We start from the raw sequence: 17,699 nt of genomic DNA, 5'->3' as shown, positions 1-17,699 counted from the left end.
GAAGCTGCTCGTGAGATACTTAGGAGCGGCGACGCCTACGGCGACGGGACCCGGACTGGCTTTCCGAGGGGCGTTCGGGAGCCGGGCTGCCGCTCCACTCGCCAAAGTAGATCTTGCTGAGCGTGGCCCTGGCCCCTCGGTCGGGTCGTTCACGCTTGGCGGGAGGACCTACCGCGCTGCGGGTGGCCTTTTTGTCCCCGCCCCGTCCCCGTGTAGGGCCTGCCTTGGCGGGCTTCTCGCGCTTGGCTGGTTTGCCGGAGCGGGCCTGGCCCTCAGCCCGTGCGGGCTCCATGTCGATCTGGCGGGCGGCGGGGTTGGCAGCCATGATGGAGACCTCGAGCGCATCCCCGATGCGGATACGCCGCTTGCTGCGCTGGCCTACTAAGGCCAGCAGGTCGGGGGTGTAGTGGTAGTAGTCGTCGCGGAGGTTCTCCAGGCGGATCATGCCCTCGACGCCGTTCTCCAAAGCCACGAAGACCCCGAAGTCGGTGACGCCGCTGACGATGCCCCCAAACGTCTGCCCGACCTGCCCCTGTGCCCACAGGCACTGGTAGAACTTGGTCAGGTCGCGTTCGGCTTCCTCGGCGGCGCGCTCGCGCTCGGAGGCGTGGAGGGCCATGTCGGGGAAGCGCTCGGCCCACTCGGCGCGTTTTTTCTCGGTGATGCGCTTCCTGAGCAGCGCCTTCAGCACGCGGTGCACCACCAGGTCGGGATAGCGACGGATGGGGCTGGTGAAGTGCAGGTAGTGCTCGGCGGCCAAGCCGAAGTGGCCCAAGTTCTCCGCGGCGTAGCGGGCCAGGCGCAGCGAGCGCAGCAGCAGGCTCGAGACCACCTTCTCCTCGGGTTTCCCTTCGGCCTGCTTGAGGATTTCCTGCAGAGCCTTAGGGCTAGGCTCACCGTGGGGAAGCTTGTAGCCCAGCCGGGCCAGGTTCTGCACCAGCTCGGCATAGGCCTTCTCCGTAGGGTCCTCGTGCACGCGGAACAGCGCGGGGATACCCCGCTCGAAGAGGTGGCGGGCCACGGTGCGGTTGGCCAGCAACATCAGCTCCTCGACGAGGCTGCGAGCGTCGGGCTCGCGGATAGGGATCAGGTGCAGGCTGCCCTCCTCCCCCACCTCCACTTTGACCTCGCTGAAATGAAAGTCCAGGGCACCGTGCGCGAGGCGGTCCTCCTTGAGGGCCTTGGTGAGCGCGAGCAGCAGGGTCAGGTCGGCGGCCAGGAAGCTATATTCCTCAGGCAGGGGCTTACCCTCGGCGTAGTCCTGCACCTGGTTGTAGGTCAGGCGGGCCACGCTGCGGATGACGCCTTCCCTGAGCTGGTAGTCACGGATGTGGCCATCCTTATCGATGTCCAGCAGCACCGAAAGCACCAGACGATCCTCGCCGGGCACCAGCGAGCAAACCCCGTTGGACAGTCGCTCGGGAAGCATGGGCAGCACCCGGCCTGGCAGGTAGACACTGGTCGCACGGGCGTAGGCGTCCTTGTCGAGGGCGCTGTGCTCTTTGACGTAGTGGGATACGTCGGCGATGTGCACCCCGACGCGGAAGATGCCCTTGGGCAGCCGCTCGACATGGATGGCGTCGTCGAAGTCCTTGGCGTCGGCGCCGTCGATGGTGAAGATGTTGAGGCCGCGGAAGTCACTGCGGCGCTCGAGCTCGGACGGCGGGATCTCGAAGGAGATGCGCTCGGCCTCGGCCAGGGCCTCGGGGCTGAACTCCTTGAGGAGGTTGTGCTTGACGATGACCGCCTCGGTCTCGCTCTGGGGGTCGTCGGCCTGCCCCAGGTATTCCAGAAACTCGCCGTAGGGTTCGTGGCCCGGCCGGTCGGGGTAGTTGATCTTGACGGCGATACGGGCTCCGGCCTCGAGCCCACCCAGGCCCAGCGGCATCAGCTTGATCATGCGCGGTAGCTTGGGGTCGTCGGAGATGAGCCAGGCGAAGCCGCGCTTGAAGTCGAGCCGCCCGGTCATACGGTCGCGGGCGCGCTCGAGCACCTCCGCCACCACCCCCCAGGGCTTGCGGTCGCGCCCCGGCGGCTGCGGCACCACCACCACCCGGTCGCCGTGCCAGGCCCCGGCGAGCGAGCCTTTGGGGATGTAGAGGTCTTCGCGCCCCGGCTCCTCGGGCATCGCGAAGCCAAAGCCCAGCGGGTGCACCTGGAGCTTGGCGACGAAGCCCCGCCCGGGCCGCCCGCCCACGGGCTTGCGGATCTCCGATCCCGCACCGGGCAGCACGTAGGTGTGCCGACGCGTTTCGATCAGCTTGCCCTCGGCCACCAGCCGGTCCAGCGACTCCTTGGCTTCAGCCCGCTCGAGGCGCAGGCTACGGATAATCTCTCGCAGCCCGTACTGCTTGTCCGGCTGCTTGCGCAGAAATTCGAGAATTGTGTCGGTCATGGTTTTCGTAGCTACTAGTTGCTACATCTCCGTAGGTCTAGCACAGTAAGTCTAGCATATCTGTCGGATTGTCTTCGGTTAGTTAGATCGTATACAGATCATCATATATTAAATTTGGTTCTTGACAGTTATATTATAGATTTTATAAAATAACCGAGGGAGGAGCTTGTGGGAAAACGCATTGTCTTTTCATTTCTAGCTCTTTTCCTGCTCATTGGATGTAGCAAGAAGACCCCAGAAATCAAGGAACAAATGCCTACCCAATTTGATTGGAGTGGAACCAAGATAGAATCGGTTGGGGATGTTATCGTCTCAGACTTTCTCAAGGGTGAAGTACTGAGAACTCTCAAGCTAGCTCGTGAGCCTGGAAACCAGACGGCTATGATTCCATATAAGGCTGTGACATTTGTCCAAGTCGGCGATCAAATTTCAAAAGACTTGGACACAGGGCCGTTCATAAACCCAGTTGAGGTCGTACGCAAAACCGGTTCTTTCATCGTCGATATCGAACCTGATGGAGCCGTCGTCTACTTCCCTGTGTGGAACAACCCACGCAACGAGCCTCCCGCGCTATCTGAGGTTTCTAGCGATAGTCCCGTACCGCAGCAGGTGTGTTGCATTCTTGGTTACAAGATCGATACCAGGGTGGGCTATTCATCCGACGGGGATTGCTGCAAGGCTTTTGTCGGAGCGCTCAGAAACCACACCGACCAACCTGCAATCATCAGCATCACCGTCAGTCATACGGCTACTTCTTCAATCAGTGGCGGCTTCGACCAAGGAAAAATCAAATACTCGATCAATTGGCAGTCCTCCACTAGTCGCACCTGGACGGTTTCACAAACTGTATCGCCACGCAGCGTCAGAAAAATCTACGCTTTTGGCACGGGTCGCCGCTACTACGGCGAGCAATATAAATATCCGGCCACAGCTTCCAGTTGCTCGGCCGCGCCGGCGCAGTGCAGCGCGACCGACTGGAACGCATTCGTAGCGCAGGGCATCGGTTACACGATCACCGGCGGCTACTAAGCGCAAAGCTCCTGCTTCTGGGGCGCCTCGAGGTCCCCGTTACAGCACCCCCTCGAGCGCCACCTTGGTCGCCGCCAGGCTCTCCCCCAGCGCCTCGACGGCCTGGTCGATGTGCGCCTTCTCCACGATGAGGGGGGGCTCGAGGCGCACCACCTTGGGGTTGTTGAGCCCGAAGGCGGTGAGGATGCCGCGGGTAGCAAGCTCGGACACCACCAGCGCGCCGATGTCGGCGTCGGTGAACTCCAGGCCCACCATCAGGCCACGCCCCCGCACCTCCTCGATGAACTCGGGGTAGGCGTCCCAGAGCTGCTTCAAGGAGGCCATGAGGTACTGGCCCATCTCCTGGGCGCGGGCCGGGAGGTCTTGCTCTAGGGTCACCTCGATGGCCGCCAGGGCCGCCGCCGCGGCCAGTGGGTTGCCGCCGAAGGTGGTGGAGTGGATCAGGGGCTCGTGCTTGTAAACCTCGAAGATCTCGGGGCGCACGATGGTGGCGCTGATGGGCATCACGCCCCCGCCCAAAGCCTTGGCGCTGGTGAGGATGTCGGGCTCGACCCCCTCCCAGTCCACGCCCCACAGCTTGCCGGTGCGCCCCAGGCCGGTTTGAACTTCATCGACGATGAGCAGCACGCTCTTCTCGCGGGTAATGCGCCGCACCTCACGCAGGTAGCCCTCCGGCGGGATCCGGATGCCGCCCTCCCCCTGGATGGGCTCGAGGATCACCGCCGCCGTATCGGGAGCGATGGCTTCCTCGAGGGCCTTGGCATCGCCAAAGGGCACCACCGTCACGCCGGGCACCAGTGGGGCCGCCGGGAGCTGGTAGTGCTCCTTGGGCGTCACGGAGAGTGCCCCGTAGGTCTTGCCGTGGTAGCCGTTCTTGGTGGTGATGAAACCGGGCCGCTGGGTGTGGATGCGGGCGAACTTGAGCGCGGCCTCCACGGCCTCGGCGCCCGAGTTGCCGAAGAAGACCATCGAGAGGTCGCCGGGGGTGATCTCGGCCAGCCGGTGGGCCAGACGGGCGGTGGGCTCGGAGACCATCACCCGCACCGACATGGGCATGCGCTCGAGCTGGGCCTTGACCGCCTCGACTACCCGGGGGTGCCGGTGCCCCAGCGAGAGCGTGCCGTAGAGCCCCAAGAAGTCCAGGTAGCGCTTGCCCTCGGTGTCCCACACGTAAACCCCTTCGGCGTGGGATTCCACCTTATCGAGCCCGGTGAAGCGGAGCAGGCCCGCGAGCCCGGGGTTGACGTGCTTCTCGTACCAGTCGAAAGCTTCCATCAGGGCGATTGTAGTATAAAGTCATCGTACGCAAGGCATAAGGCCATGGCCCCACACTTCTCTCAGCCCCTATTCCGGCCACAGGCCCAGGTTCTCGCGTTCAACGTGATAGCCGGCGCCCTCGAGCCGCGCCACCACCTCGCGCCCGTGTTCGTCATCGCGCACCTCGAGCACCAGTTCCACGCCCACCTTACCCAGCGGGGCCAGCCACAGCGCCCGGCGGTGAAAGATGTCCACCACGTTGGCCCCAGCCTCGGCCACCTTCTCGACGATGCGGGCCAGGGCTCCAGGGCGATCGACCAGCGAGAGCTTGAGCAGAATGTAGCGGCCCTGACGCACCAGCACCTGCTCGATGACCCGAGAAAGCAGGTTGCCGTCGATGTTACCCCCGCACAGCACGGTGCAGACCACCTCGTCAGGGCGCAGCAGAACTCTGCCGGCCAGCAAAGCAGCCACGCCCGCCGCACCCGCCCCTTCCACCACCAGCTTGCTGTTCTGGGCGCAGTGGAAGATACCCCTGGCGATCTCATCGTCGCTGACTTCGACCACCTCGTCGACGTACTGCTTGATCAGGGGGAGGGTGAGGTCGCCGGGGCGCTTGACGGCGATGCCGTCGGCGATGGTCTGGGCAGCGGTGACGGCCACGGGATGCCCGGCCTCGAGCGAGGGCCGCACCGGAGCGCAGCCCGCCGCCTGTACGCCCACCACCCGCAGCGAGGGCTTGAGGCTCTTGGCCGCGATGGCGACGCCGGAAATGAGGCCCCCGCCGCCGATGGGCACCACCAAAATGCTCACCTCCGGGAGGGCGGCGAGGATCTCGAGGCCGATGGTCCCCTGGCCCGCGATCACTTGCTCGTCGTCGAAGGCGTGGACCCAGGTGTAGCCGTGCCGCTGAGCCAGTTCACGGGCGTGAGCGGCGGCGTCGTCGAAGGTGAGGCCCTGCAACACCACCTCCGCCCCCAGGGCCTGGGTGGCCTTGACCTTGGTCAGCGGCGCGTACTGCGGCATCACGATCACCGCGCGGATGCCGTGTAGCCGGGCCGCCAGCGCCACGCCCTGGGCGTGGTTGCCCGCCGAGGGTGCAATCACACCCCTGGCCTTCTCCTCCTTCGAGAGGTGACTGATCTTGTTGTAGGCTCCGCGAATCTTGAACGAGCCGCTCTTTTGCAGGCACTCGGCCTTGACGTAGGCCCTCGCGCCGAGTTCCCCGGAGAGCACCTCATCGGCCAGCAGCGGGGTTGAAGCGACGATGCCCTCGAGCGTTCTCTGAGCCGCCCGAATCTCCGCTAGCGTGAGACTCATCGCCAGGCGCCCCCTAGCGTCCGCTCGCCAGCAGGCGGAAGCGGGAGGTGAGGTAGCTCAGCGCCTGGGCCTCCAGCGCCACTACATCTACTTGAGGGTCGTCGCTGCGGCTGTTGAGGAAGATGCTCACCAGCCCTTGGCCGCGCTCGCGGATGAGCCAGGCCATCTTGATGGTCCCCAGCACCTTGCCTTGAGCATCCACCTTGCGGGCTAGGTAGGAGACTTGCACCTCCTTGGGATTGGAGGGCTGCTGCACTACCGCGAAGGGGCCGTAACCCGCCGGAGGCACCACCCGCAGCGAGTAGAACACCGCCAGCTCGGAAGCGAAGGGCGCGGTAAAGTCGGGGCGGTAGGAAGGATCGCTGCGGCTGACCAGGGCGTCGGTGCTGGCGGCTACGCCCTCGAAGACCATCTCGCCCTTGCTGGCTTCGATCTGCGGCGCACAGGCCCCCAAAGCCAGCGCCAGCAGGAGCAACCCAAGGGCCTTTTTCATCGGACAATCTCCTGAAGCCCCAGCAGCCTGGCCCAGTCGGTGGCCTCGCGGGCCTGGGCGTAGGCGGTGTCCATCTGGGCAAGCTGGAGCCGACCCGAGTACTCCTCGTTGACCGCGTGCCAGTAGGTGTATTCCTCGATCACCCATACCCCGCTCTCGCGGGTGCCGTTGCCGCTGCCGCGAATCCCGCCGAAGGGCAGGTGGGCCTCGGCCCCCACGGTGGAGTTGTTGATGCTGCTCATGCCCGCCTTGATCCCCACCTTAAAGCGGTAGGCCGAGTGGCGGTGGTTGGTGTAGATGGCGGAGGAAAGCCCGTAGGGGTGCGCGTTGGCGTACTCGAGGGCCTGCTCGAGGTCCTTAGCCTTGACCAAATTGATGGTAGGGCCGAAGATCTCCTGCTCAAACTGGCGCATCCCCGGCGCGGCCTCCCAGACCGTGGGGGTACCGAAGATTCCTGCGTCGGGGTCGCCCTTGAAGCGGGGGTAAGGGTTGCTCGAGGTGATGCGCCCAGAGCCGAAGAGCAGCTTTGCCCCGTCTTGCTCTCCCCACCGGTAGTGCTCGCTCCAGCGCTGGAAGAGGCGCTCGTTCATGAAGGGGCCGTAGGTCAGGTCGTCGTAGAGCAGGGGGTTGCCCACCACTGTGGACTCGGTCTTCTCGAGGAAGCGCCGCTTGAACTCCTCGTAAATGGACTCCTCGACGATGAGGTTGCCCGCGCTGGTGCAACGCTGGCCGCCGGTGGCAAAAGCGCTCCACCAAGCCCCCTCCACCGCCAGCTCGAGGTCGGCATCAGCCAGCACGATCAGGGGATTCTTGCCGCCGAGCTCGAGGGTGGGGCGGATGAGGTTGCGCCCAGCCACCTCCCCGATCTGACGGCCCACAGCGGTGCTGCCGGTGAAGGCGAACTTGTTGAGCAGGCCCTCGTCCATCAGCTCGATGAGCCATTGACCCGTGGAGTCCTTGCCCCCGCCAAAGACCACGTTGACCACGCCCGGCGGCAACCCAGCCTCCTCGAAGAGCCTGACGAAGACGTAGGAGAGGGCTGGCGAGTCTTCCGAGGGCTTCCAGACGACAGTATTGCCGGTGAGCACCGCCGGGATGATCTTCCAAGAGGGCACGGCGATGGGGAAGTTGCCCGCAGTGATCATGCCCGCCACCCCCAGGGGGCGGCGGAAGGTGAAGAGCTCCTTATTGGCCATCTCGCTGGGCACGGTCTGGCCGTAGAGCCGCCGCCCCTCCGAAGCGAAGAACACCGCGGTGTCGATGGCCTCCTGCACGTCCCCGCGGGCTTCCTTGAGGGTCTTGCCGATCTCACGTACCATCAGGCGGCTGAGGGTCTCCTTCTCGCGGGTCAGCACGCTGGCGAAGTTCATCAGCACGCCACCCCGCACCGGCGCAGGAGTGCGTGACCACTCCTCGAAGGCTTTGCGGGCGGCCTGAGCGGCTCGTCGCACCGTTTCCTTGGAGGCTTCCGGGAAACGGGCGGTGAGGTCCTCGCAGTCGGAGGGGTTGCGCCGCTCGAGCACTCCCCCCTCAAACACCTCCTCCCCGCCGATGAGGTGACCGATCTCCAGGGCATTACCGTATTTGCTCTTGAATGTGTTCATAGGGCTATCCTAATCCGAGTCTCGGCCTCAGGCCTACTGCTGGGCCTGCTGCTTGTACAGCAGGGCCTCGAGGGTCGCCGGGGGCACCATCTCGCTCACGTCGCCGCCGTAGCGGGCGATCTCCTTGACCATGGTGCTGGAGATGAAGGACCAGCGGGTAGCGGCCATGATGAACAGCGTCTCCGGGTGGGGCGGGTATTGCCGGTTGAGGTGGGCCATCTGCAGTTCGTACTCGTAGTCCGAGACCGCCCGCAGACCCTTGACAATCACTTTGGCGCCGAGCGACTTGAGAAAGTCCACCAGCAGGCCCTGGAAGGTGTGGACCTGAACGTTGCCGAGGTTGGCCTGGGCCACTGCGTCGCGGATGATGTGAACACGCTCCTCGGCGCTGAAGAGCTGCTGCCCACGCTTGGAAGGGTTCTCCAATACCGCCACCGTGACGCGCTCGAACAGGCCGCTGGCCCGCCGAATCACATCGAGGTGGCCGTTGTGCAATGGGTCGAAGCTACCAGGGTAAACCACGTGCATGTGTCCTCCAGAAAAGCAAGGGAAAGTCTATCCCACTCAAGGCTCCTGGCACACGATGGTCAAACAGTTGGTGCCGTAAACCCGGCGCTCGCCCATGGGTAGGTGCAGCTCGGTGGGGTGCTGTAGGATGCGCAGACCGCCCGGCTCGACGATATCGGCCTCGAGCAGCCGCTGAAAGTCCCGCAGGAGATCATGAGGGTAGGGTGGGGCCATAAAGGCCACCACAAAGCGCTGTCCTCTCCGTGCGGCGAGCTCGAGGTAGCGCTCGACTGCCATGGGCTCTATGTGCACCTCGAGCCTGGCCCTCATGGCGTTCTCGCGCAAAAACCGCTGGGCCTGCCGGTCGAGTTCCACCAGCGTCACCTCGAAGCCCTCGCTGGCCGCCTCGAGGCCGATCGCCCCCGACCCCGCGTACAGGTCGAGGAACTTTCCCCGCTGCGGATAGCGCAGCCGCAGGTAATCGAACAGGGCCTTGCGCAGACGTACCGGGCTAGGACGGGCCGAGGCGGGCACCTTGAGGGCCACACCCCGTGCGCTTCCGCCCAGGATGCGTAGGCTCATCGCGGGGAGGGCACCAAGGTGGGGATCTGCACCGCCTGGGGGTTGCGGAACCAGATCTTGCAGCTATAGCTCCCGGCAGCAGGCTTGGGCACGCTCACCCGGAAGGCGCTGGTCTTGCCGCCGTTCAGCGCCCGCAGGCTGATGAACGCGGAGTTGGTGGCGAGCTGCGCACCCACCGACACCTGCAGGTTGGCGCGAACGTCGCGCAGGACGGCGGGGGTGAGGTTGAGCACTACCCCCTCAGCGACCACGCTGCGGCCCTCGAGCTTGCAGCTCCAGCTCTGCACCTTGAGCTTGTACGGCTCTGGCTGGGCCAGCGCCAGCGAGACGAAAACGATCAGCAGGAGTGAGTAAAGACGCATAGTCAAACCTCTGCAGGGCATTGTACCCCAAGGCAAAAGCCGCCTTTCGGCGGCTTCTCGGGCTTGGTCGAGGAGAGAGGATTCGAACCTCCGACCCCCTGGACCCGAACCAGGTGCGCTACCAGGCTGCGCTACTCCTCGTCCGGCACCCAAGTATAGACAGGCAAGGGGATTTTGTCTAGCCGACGCCGCTTCACGAGGCGAAGGACGGCAGCCTTGGCCGCCCAGCCAGGCGTAGCTTCAGGAGCAGATCTTCAGGTGATTAAGCGGCCATTAACCCCGAAAACCCCAAAAAACTTCAGCGCTCCGCTAGCCTCAAAGAGGAGGCGTATGCACAGAGGGCTCTATCTCGGACTGATCGTGCTATTAGCGGCCTGCACCAAGCCCCCTACTAGCACCCCCATCGACGTCAGGTGGTCGCAGTGGAGCAACAGGCCCACCCAGCCGGGCCAGGAAGTCACCATCCCACAAGGCACCAGCGTCCTGCTCGACGAGAACCCGCCGCCTCTGCGCGGCCTAACCATCGATGGCGCCTTGGTCTTCGATCGCAAGGACCTCACGCTGCAGGCCGACTGGGTCATGGTACACGGGCGGCTCGAGGTGGGCACCGAGGACAATCCCTTCACCCACAAGGCCGAGATCGTCCTCACCAGCAACAATCTCGCCGACAACGTGATGAACATGGGCGCTAAGGTGCTGGGGGTGATGGGTGCGGGGGTGCTCGAGCTCCACGGCAAGCCCTACATCTCCAGCTGGACCCGGCTGGGGGCCACGGCGGCCAAAGGCGCGACCGAGATCGTGCTCGAGAAGGCCGTGGACTGGCCGGTGGGAGCCGAGATCGTCATCGCCTCGACCGACCACTACGGCTGGCAGGCGGGCGTGGACCCGGCCAAGCCGCGCAGCGAGCGGGCCATCATCAGGGCGGTCAACGGCCCCAGGATCACCCTGGAAGCGCCCCTCAGCTACGGCCACTACGGCGCCGACGCCGACGGCATCCCCCAGTTCGCCGAGGTGGGGCTGCTCACCCGCAACGTGGTGGTGCGCAGCGACGAGAAAGCCCGCGACAGCAGCTCGGCAGCCTACCAGGTCGGTGGGCACCTAATGGTGATGGGCGGCAGCGCCAGGCTGAGCTGGGTGGAGCTGCGCAACATGGGCCAGAAGGGCAAGTTCGGGCGCTACCCCGTCCACTTCCACCAAATCGGGGACGGGGGGGCCAGCTCCTACTTGAAGTCCAGCAGCATCCGCGAGAGCTTCAACCGCTGCCTTGTGATCCACGGGACCAACAAGCTGCGCGTGGAGGGCAACGTCGCCTTCGACACCTTCGGGCACTGCTACTTCCTCGAGGAGGGCAGCGAGACCGAGAACGTCCTCTCGGGCAACCTCGCCGTGCTGGTGCGCGCGCTCAAGGATGACCAGCGCCTCATCCCCTCCGACAGCAACCCAGCCGGGTTCTGGATCACCCACCCCGCCAACCGCCTCACGGGCAACGCGGTCGCCGAGGCCGGCACCGGCTACTGGTATGCGCTGCCCAAGCGCCCCATCCCCTTCGGGCGTGCCAACCAGGACCTCACCTGGATGAACGACATCCGGCCCCGGACCACCGCCCTGGGCGAGTTCAGCGCCAACGTGGCCCACTCGGTGCAGAACGACGGGCTCAACGTCGATCGCTCACACGACTCCAAGCTCTGCCCTGGCGATGCCGACCGCAACGCCTGCAAGGACCACAAGCTCGCCGATCTCACCGACGGGGTGACCACGGTCTACAACCCGCGCACCGACCCTAAAGGTAGCGAGAGTGACGACGCCAAGAACCCGCCCGTCGTCGCCGACTTCAAGGACTTCGTGGCCTACAAGAGCGGCGTACGCGGGGTGTGGCTGCGCGGGGTCAACCACCGCCTGAGCAACCCCAAGCTCGGCGACAACGCCATCGGCGTGACCTTCGCCTCCAACAAGAGCTACCTCGAGGGCGGCCTGATCGTGGGCGAGAGCGCCAACGGTACCACCCGCATCAGCGGCACCTGGATCACCGGCCTGGTGGGCTTCGAGCACTACGACGGCCACGTGGGCGTGGAGGGGACCACCTTCCGCAAGTTCTCGGGTACGGTCCAGCGCGATCTCTACTGCAACGGGGTCAAGACCGCCACCCTTACCGTGCGCAATGCCGCCATCGGCACCCTGCGTTGGACGAGCTTCGGGCTCAGCGGGCAGAACTACGTGAAAAACGTCAAGATCGAGCCGGGAAATACCGCCGTCACCTACGACCCGCCGCCCGACCCCTGCTTCGCCGCCGGCGGCAAGGACCCCCACGACGGCTACCGCACCGCCGTGTTCTACGACGCCGACGGCAGCTTGACCGGCAGCGCGGGCCAGTCGGTGGTGGTCGACAACCCCTTCCTGCTCACCGCCGACTGCAGCGCCCGGGCCGACTGGAACGCCCACGTCTGCGGCCACCTCTACGGCACCCTCTCCATCAGCAACGAGGAGCCCAGCCCCAAGCCGCTGGCGGGTAACGACCTCTCGAGCGCCCTCACCCTCACCCGCGACGGCGGCCCCAGCACCCGGCTGTGGGGCATGCCCAATGCCTTCACCTACTTCGAGGCCCGCCTGATCGCCAACCGCCCCGGCACCGCCAACCCCTTCACCTACAGCGTGGCCTTCGGCACTGCCAACCGCAGCGCCAAGCTCCGCGTGGGCTACAACCTCCGTGCCCTGCCCGACGGCACCTTCCCCCAGGGCAGCGCCGGCTCCTTCGTGCGGATCGCGCTCCCAGTCCCCAGCGGCGACGTGTGGATCTACCGCAACTACTACTTCAGCGAGAGGAACAACAAGACCACCCGCGTCGCCACCCTGGCCGAGCTCGACGCCGACACCACGGGCAAGGTCTACTACCGCGAGGGCGACACCGTCTACCTCAAGCTCTCCCTCACCCAGGCCGACCTCGAGGGCAAGCGCAGCGCCTCGGTCAACTACCACATCTGCGCGACGCTCGAGTGCAAGTGAGGCCGCCATGGATGGCAGGGAGTGGGCAGCCCTCGACCCTCCCAGCCGGCGTTGAGGATCGAGGCGCCTCACATCTTGCGCCTTGCGTACGGCTTAGAACGCACGATCCACGCCCGGCGCCTGGCTACCGGCCATCCACCACCCCTGCCTTCTCCGCCAGCAAAGCCCGCAACCCCTCCTCATCCAGCACCGGAACGCCGAGTTCCTTCGCCTTCTGGAGCTTGCTCCCCGCCCCCGGCCCGGCCACCACGTAGCTGGTCTTCTTGCTCACCGAGCCCGCGACCTTGGCGCCGAGGGCCTCGAGCTCGCGGCTCACCTCCTCGCGGGGGCGGGAAAGCTCGCCGGTGAGCACAAAAGTCAGGCCAGTCAGTGCGTCGCCTTTGGGCTTCTCCTTGGCCTCGAACTCGACCCCGGCCTGGCGCAGGGCCTCGATGAGCCGTAGCATCTGGGGCTTGTGCAGCGCCTCGTAGATGGCCTTGGCCGTGGTTTCGGCCACATCTTCCACCGCGTCGAGTTCCTCCACCGAAGCCGCGATGATGCGGTCGAGGTGGCCGAAGCGGCGGGCCAGGGTGCGCGCCAGCGCTTCCCCCACCTGAGGCAGGCCCAGGCCGAAGAGCAGACGCTCCAGTCCCCGATGCTTGGAGGCTTCGATCTGCTCGAGCAGCTTCCTTGCGCTCTTCTCGGCCTTGCGCTCGAGGCTGGCGATGTCCTCCAGGCGCAGCTTGTAAAGGTCGGCCACATTCTCGACTAGGCCCGTCGCCAGCAGTTGCTCGATGAGCTTCTCCCCTAAGCCCTGGATGTCCATGGCCCGGCGGCTGGCGTAGTGCCGTATGGACTCGAAGGCCTTGGCTGGGCACAGCGGGTTGGGGCATAGGTGTACTTTGCCCGAGAGCACCAGCTCACTCCGGCACTCAGGGCAGTGGGTAGGCCACACCACCGGGTGCTCACTTCCCGTGCGCCGCTCCTCGAGCACCCGCAGCACCTCGGGGATCACCCCGCCCGACTTGTGTATCAACACCGTGTCCCCGATGCGCAAGCCCAGCTCGGCGATGTAGCTCTCGTTGTGCAAAGTCACCCGGCTCACCGTGGAGCCCTCGAGGTCGACGGGCTCGAGCTCGGCCACCGGGGTCACCCTGCCGGTGCGCCCGACCTGAAAGGTCACGCCCAGCACGCGGGTGGTCTTTTCCTCTGCGGGAAATTTGTAGGCAATGCCCCAGCGCGGGCTCTTGGCAGTGAAGCCCAGCTCCCGCTGCAAGCGGAATTCGTCCACCTTGACCGTAATGCCATCGGCCTCGAAGGGCAGCTCCCGCCGCCGGGAGAGCATCTCCCGATAGGCCGCCTCAACCTCCTGCGCGCCCGTAACCCGGCGATGGTGGGGTTCGACGGCGAAGCCTAGCTCGGCCAACCGCTCCAACAGTTCGGACTGACCCGCCACCCCCAGGGCGTTCATCCCCAGCCCGACCCCGTAGAAATAACTCCTCAGACCCCGACCGGCGCTGACGCGAGGGTCTTTCTGCCGCAAAGAGCCCGCCGCGGCGTTGCGGGGATTCTTGAACGGTGGGTTGCCTTCCTCCTCCAACCGGGCGTTGAGCTCGAGGAAAGCGGAGATGGGTAGGTAGACTTCCCCCCGCACCTCCAGCGGCCCCGAAAAGGCCACCCGCCGTGGAACCCCGGCGACGCCCAGCAGGTTGGGGGTCACGTCCTCGCCCACGGTGCCGTTGCCGCGGGTAGCCCCCCACACCAGCACGCCGTCTTGGTAGAGCAAATTGATCGACAGCCCGTCAATCTTGTACTCCAGGGTGTAGTTGAAGGGCCCCGGCAACCCCAGCGCACGCGCCACTCGGGCTTCGAACTCGACGATGTCCTGCTGGCCAAAGGCGTTGTCCAGGGAATAGAGCGGGGTGGGGTGAGCGATGGGGGCGAAGGTGGTCTCGAGCACCCCGCCCCCCACCACCTGGGTGGGCGAGTCGGGGGTGACCCACTGGGGATGCTGCTCCTCGAGGCGCTTGAGTTCGGCCAGCATGCGGTCATACTCGGCATCGGAAATTACCGGCGCGTCGAGGACGTAATAGCGGTAGTTGTGGTAGCGCAACGCCTCCCGCAGCTCGAGGATTCGCCTGTAGGCCTCGGAATTCTCCATGGCTAAAGTCTACCCCGATTATGCTCTGAGCGAAACGCCACCTCCATCCCACCTGCTTCGTGCCCACCGCAGCCAATGCTTTGCAAGACTCACGAAATGTGCCATATAATGCCGCTCGGCAATAGCCAAATGTTGGTTTTCACTTCGAGAGGAGTCACGATGAAGAAATCCGTAGTGCTCGGGATCGCGGCCCTGGGCCTGGCCGGTGTGGCCAGCCTGGCGGCGTTGGCCCAGAACCAGATTCGCGTGGGCCTGGCATTCGACGCCGGGGGTAAGCAGGACCGCAGCTTCAACCAGTCCACCTACGAAGGTGCCCAACGCGCCGCCAAGGATCTTGGCGTGCAGATCTTCGACTTCGAGCCCGCCGACCCCTCACAGGTGGGTTCGGGCATCCGCAAGTTCGCCGAAGAGGGCTTCGATCTGGTCATCGGCGTGGGCTTCGCCAACAACCCCGCCATCACCCAAGCGGCCAAAGAGTTCACCGACGTGAAGTTCGCGGTCATCGACGATGTGCCCGGCGAGGGCAAGTTGCCCAATGCCGTAGGATTGGTCTTCCGCGAGCACGAGGGCAGCTTCCTGGTGGGCTACATCGCCGGCAGCCTGTCCAACACCGGCGTGGTGGGCTTCGTAGGCGGCATGGACATCCCGCTGATCCACAAGTTCGAGCAGGGCTACAAAGCCGGTGCCGAGCGGGCCTTCGCTGCTCGGGGCATCAAGGGCAAGGTGCTCATCAACTACGTCGGCACCACCCCCGCTGCCTGGAATGACCCCGGCAAGGGCAAGGAGCTCGCCACCAGCCAGAGCCGCCAAGGCGCCGACATCATCTACGCCGCCGCCGGCGCCAGCGGTCTGGGCGTAAAGGACTTCATCCTGCAGAAGCGCTGCCTCAAGGCCAGCGAACTGCCCGCGGGCGTGAGATTCGTCAGCGACAACTTCAAGGACGTGCCCAAGTACGCCGCCTACAATCAGGCCTGCGCCGGCAACACCCGCCCGGTCTTCATGATCGGTGTGGATGCCAACCAGAACTACCTGGGCGACACCGACCGCAACCCCGCCACCCTCAACCACGTACTCACCTCGATGCTCAAGCGCGTCGATCAGGCCACCTACTCGGTGATTAAGAGCGTCAAGGAGGGCACCTTCAAGGGCGGAGTGCAGGAGTTCGGTCTCTCCAACAACGGCGTGGGCTTCGCCCTCGACGAATTCAACAAAGCCCTGATCCCCCAGGCCGTCCTCAACCGCCTGGGCACCCTGCGCCAGCAGATCATCAGCGGCGCTCTCAAGGTCCCCTCGGCCCGCTAAAACCTGGCATACACCATGCCTCTCCCTTCGGGGAGAGGTTTTTTTGGTAACCCCTCCCCGCCCGCAGGAAGGGGGTATCTCTCCAGCCCCGCTTGGACAAGGCGTCTTGCGTTTGGCGTACGACGTAGGACATCCACCCCACATACAGCATCCGGCATCGGACGTACACTCTACAGCCGTTCGGTATTATCTATGCCATGACAAAGGCCCTCGAGCTGCGCAACATCACCAAGCGTTATCCCCTGGTCCTGGCCAATGACCACATCTCCCTCGACGTGGGCTGGGGCGAGGTGCTGGCGATCGTGGGGGAAAACGGCGCGGGCAAAAGCACCCTCATGAAGATCGTCTACGGCCTGGTCAAACCCGATCAGGGCGAGATCATCGTGGACGGCCACCCCGTCCACGTCACCAGCCCACGCGATGCCATCGCCAAAGGCATCGGTATGGTGCACCAGCACTTCATGCTCGTCGAGCCCTTCACCGTCCTGGAGAACGTCATTCTAGGCTCCGAACCTGGCAGCCCTGCCCAAATCGACCTCGCGCGTGCCCGGGCCGAAGTGGAGACCCTGAACAAAGAACTGGGCTTCAACCTCGACCTCGACGCCAAAATCGAAGACCTGGCCGTAGGTTTGCAGCAGCGGGTCGAAATCCTCAAGGCCATCTACCGCAAGGCCCGCATCCTCATCCTCGACGAGCCCACCGCCGTGCTCACCCCCCAGGAAGCCGAGGAGCTCTTCGAGTTCCTGCGCAAATTCGTGCAGCAGGGCAACGCAGCCATCTTCATCAGCCACAAGCTGGCCGAGGTGATCCGGGTCTCCGACCGCACCACCGTCATCCGCGACGGCAAGGTGGTGGGTACGGTCACGACCAAGGATACCAGCGTGGAAGAACTTGCCCGCATGATGGTGGGACGCGAGGTCATCCTCACCGTGCAGAAAACCCCCAAGGCCCCCGGCGAGGTGATGCTCGAGGTCGAAGGCCTAGTGGCCCAGTCGCACAACCCCAAGCACAGCCTCAAGGGGATCAGCTTTAAGGTTCGCGCTGGCGAGGTGGTGGGGATCGCCGGGGTGGAAGGCAACGGGCAGACCGAGCTGGTCGAGGCCCTCACCGGGCTGCGCCCTTACCTCGGCAAGGTCCGCTATGGCGGCCAGGAGCTGCCGCAGAGAGCTCGAGCCGTGCGCGAGTGGGGCCTATCCCACATCCCCGAAGACCGCAATCAGCGCGGCCTGGTGCTCGATTTCAGCACCCGCGAGAACTGCATCCTGGGCGACCACTATCGCGAGCCATATGCCGTAATGAGCTTCCTCGAGGCCGACAGCATCGAGCAGCACGCCCGCAGGGTCGTCGAGAACTTCGACGTGCGACCCCGCAGCACCGAGCTTGCCGGACGGCGCTACTCCGGGGGAAACGCCCAGAAGATCATCGTCGGGCGCGAACTCTCTCGCGATCCTAAGGTGCTGATCGCGGCCCAGCCCACCCGCGGGGTGGATATCGGGGCCATCGAGTTCATCCACGAGCAGATCGTCGCGGCCCGCGACCGGGGCCTGGCGGTATTGCTGGTCTCTGCCGATCTCAACGAGGTGCGCTCGCTCTCCGACCGCATCCTGGTGATGTTTGAAGGCCGGATCATGGGCGAGCTCAAAACCGAAGAGGCCACCGAGGAGCGCCTGGGCCTGCTGATGGCGGGAATTAAGGCGTAACAGAGCTT

The 17,699-nt window shown here is 65.0% G+C and carries 13 protein-coding genes and 1 tRNA gene; 4 read left to right on the top strand and 10 right to left on the bottom strand.

Going from position 1 to position 17,699, the window contains the following annotated elements:
* Nucleotides 1-19: 19 nt before the first annotated feature.
* Nucleotides 20-2,395: a ribonuclease R gene (gene rnr, locus B047_RS0104910; RefSeq protein ID WP_018465845.1), complete on the bottom strand. Its 2,376-nt coding sequence runs from the start codon at nt 2,393-2,395 to the stop codon at nt 20-22.
* A gap of 168 nt (nt 2,396-2,563) precedes the next feature.
* On the opposite strand from rnr, the gene B047_RS17810 reads away from it, so the two are divergent.
* On the top strand, nt 2,564-3,424 hold the full coding sequence (locus tag B047_RS17810; protein ID WP_157205808.1) for a hypothetical protein: 861 nt from the start codon (nt 2,564-2,566) through the stop codon (nt 3,422-3,424).
* A 39-nt stretch (nt 3,425-3,463) separates the two neighbouring features.
* Here B047_RS17810 and B047_RS0104905 read toward each other — a convergent pair whose 3' ends face one another.
* The 8 genes from B047_RS0104905 to B047_RS0104870 form a co-directional block, all read right to left on the bottom strand.
* On the bottom strand, nt 3,464-4,699 hold the full coding sequence (locus B047_RS0104905) for an aspartate aminotransferase family protein (protein WP_018465844.1): 1,236 nt from the start codon (nt 4,697-4,699) through the stop codon (nt 3,464-3,466).
* 69 nt (nt 4,700-4,768) lie between these two features.
* On the bottom strand, nt 4,769-6,001 hold the full coding sequence (ilvA, locus tag B047_RS0104900; RefSeq protein WP_018465843.1) for a threonine ammonia-lyase: 1,233 nt from the start codon (nt 5,999-6,001) through the stop codon (nt 4,769-4,771).
* A 13-nt stretch (nt 6,002-6,014) separates the two neighbouring features.
* Nucleotides 6,015-6,494 (bottom strand): hypothetical protein, encoded by a 480-nt coding sequence (locus B047_RS0104895; protein WP_018465842.1) that lies wholly within the window; start codon nt 6,492-6,494, stop codon nt 6,015-6,017.
* Nucleotides 6,491-8,098, bottom strand: coding sequence for an aldehyde dehydrogenase family protein (locus B047_RS0104890; protein ID WP_018465841.1), 1,608 nt, complete (start codon nt 8,096-8,098; stop codon nt 6,491-6,493). Before B047_RS0104890 ends, B047_RS0104895 begins: the two co-directional genes overlap by 4 nt.
* A 33-nt stretch (nt 8,099-8,131) precedes the next feature.
* Nucleotides 8,132-8,626, bottom strand: coding sequence for a pantetheine-phosphate adenylyltransferase (gene coaD, locus B047_RS0104885; protein ID WP_018465840.1), 495 nt, complete (start codon nt 8,624-8,626; stop codon nt 8,132-8,134).
* 36 nt (nt 8,627-8,662) lie between these two features.
* Nucleotides 8,663-9,187 carry an RsmD family RNA methyltransferase gene (locus tag B047_RS0104880; protein WP_040779209.1) on the bottom strand — a complete coding sequence of 175 codons (525 nt, stop codon included), beginning with the start codon at nt 9,185-9,187 and terminating at the stop codon, nt 8,663-8,665.
* A complete protein-coding gene (locus tag B047_RS0104875) occupies nt 9,184-9,549 on the bottom strand; it encodes a hypothetical protein (RefSeq protein ID WP_018465838.1) in 366 nt (121 codons plus the stop codon). The genes B047_RS0104880 and B047_RS0104875 overlap by 4 nt, the downstream gene beginning before the upstream one ends.
* Before the next feature lie 64 nt (nt 9,550-9,613).
* Nucleotides 9,614-9,690, bottom strand: a tRNA-Pro gene (locus B047_RS0104870).
* Nucleotides 9,691-9,879: 189 nt separating this feature from the next.
* On the opposite strand from B047_RS0104870, the gene B047_RS18525 reads away from it, so the two are divergent.
* Nucleotides 9,880-12,549 (top strand): G8 domain-containing protein, encoded by a 2,670-nt coding sequence (locus B047_RS18525; protein WP_018465837.1) that lies wholly within the window; start codon nt 9,880-9,882, stop codon nt 12,547-12,549.
* A gap of 124 nt (nt 12,550-12,673) precedes the next feature.
* Here the strand turns inward: B047_RS18525 and ligA are convergent, their stop codons facing one another.
* Nucleotides 12,674-14,689: an NAD-dependent DNA ligase LigA gene (gene ligA / locus B047_RS0104860; protein ID WP_018465836.1), complete on the bottom strand. Its 2,016-nt coding sequence runs from the start codon at nt 14,687-14,689 to the stop codon at nt 12,674-12,676.
* A 159-nt stretch (nt 14,690-14,848) separates the two neighbouring features.
* Here ligA and B047_RS0104855 point away from each other — a divergent pair, with 159 nt between their 5' ends.
* The gene (locus tag B047_RS0104855) at nt 14,849-15,991 is read left to right on the top strand and encodes a BMP family lipoprotein (protein WP_026234591.1); all 1,143 of its coding nucleotides are present in this window, start codon (nt 14,849-14,851) and stop codon (nt 15,989-15,991) included.
* Between the two features lie 197 nt (nt 15,992-16,188).
* Nucleotides 16,189-17,691: an ABC transporter ATP-binding protein gene (locus B047_RS0104850; RefSeq protein ID WP_018465834.1), complete on the top strand. Its 1,503-nt coding sequence runs from the start codon at nt 16,189-16,191 to the stop codon at nt 17,689-17,691.
* Nucleotides 17,692-17,699 lie beyond the last annotated feature (8 nt).

It is taken from the genome of Calidithermus timidus DSM 17022 (genome assembly GCF_000373205.1).
Taxonomy (GTDB): Bacteria; Deinococcota; Deinococci; order Deinococcales; family Thermaceae; genus Calidithermus; species Calidithermus timidus.
This window is presented reverse-complemented; position numbering and strand designations above follow the sequence as displayed.

Bases quoted from the DNA above. Each gene is read 5' to 3' on its own strand.
- ligA (WP_018465836.1), bottom strand. From the start codon at position 14,689: ATGGAGAATTCCGAGGCCTACAGGCGAATCCTCGAGCTGCGGGAGGCG.
- B047_RS0104880 (WP_040779209.1), bottom strand. From the start codon at position 9,187: ATGAGCCTACGCATCCTGGGCGGAAGCGCACGGGGTGTGGCCCTCAAG.
- B047_RS18525 (WP_018465837.1), top strand. From the start codon at position 9,880: ATGCACAGAGGGCTCTATCTCGGACTGATCGTGCTATTAGCGGCCTGC.
- B047_RS0104850 (WP_018465834.1), top strand. From the start codon at position 16,189: ATGACAAAGGCCCTCGAGCTGCGCAACATCACCAAGCGTTATCCCCTG.
- B047_RS0104875 (WP_018465838.1), bottom strand. From the start codon at position 9,549: ATGCGTCTTTACTCACTCCTGCTGATCGTTTTCGTCTCGCTGGCGCTG.
- B047_RS0104895 (WP_018465842.1), bottom strand. From the start codon at position 6,494: ATGAAAAAGGCCCTTGGGTTGCTCCTGCTGGCGCTGGCTTTGGGGGCC.
- B047_RS0104890 (WP_018465841.1), bottom strand. From the start codon at position 8,098: ATGAACACATTCAAGAGCAAATACGGTAATGCCCTGGAGATCGGTCAC.
- coaD (WP_018465840.1), bottom strand. From the start codon at position 8,626: ATGCACGTGGTTTACCCTGGTAGCTTCGACCCATTGCACAACGGCCAC.
- rnr (WP_018465845.1), bottom strand. From the start codon at position 2,395: ATGACCGACACAATTCTCGAATTTCTGCGCAAGCAGCCGGACAAGCAG.
- ilvA (WP_018465843.1), bottom strand. From the start codon at position 6,001: ATGAGTCTCACGCTAGCGGAGATTCGGGCGGCTCAGAGAACGCTCGAG.
- B047_RS0104855 (WP_026234591.1), top strand. From the start codon at position 14,849: ATGAAGAAATCCGTAGTGCTCGGGATCGCGGCCCTGGGCCTGGCCGGT.
- B047_RS0104905 (WP_018465844.1), bottom strand. From the start codon at position 4,699: ATGGAAGCTTTCGACTGGTACGAGAAGCACGTCAACCCCGGGCTCGCG.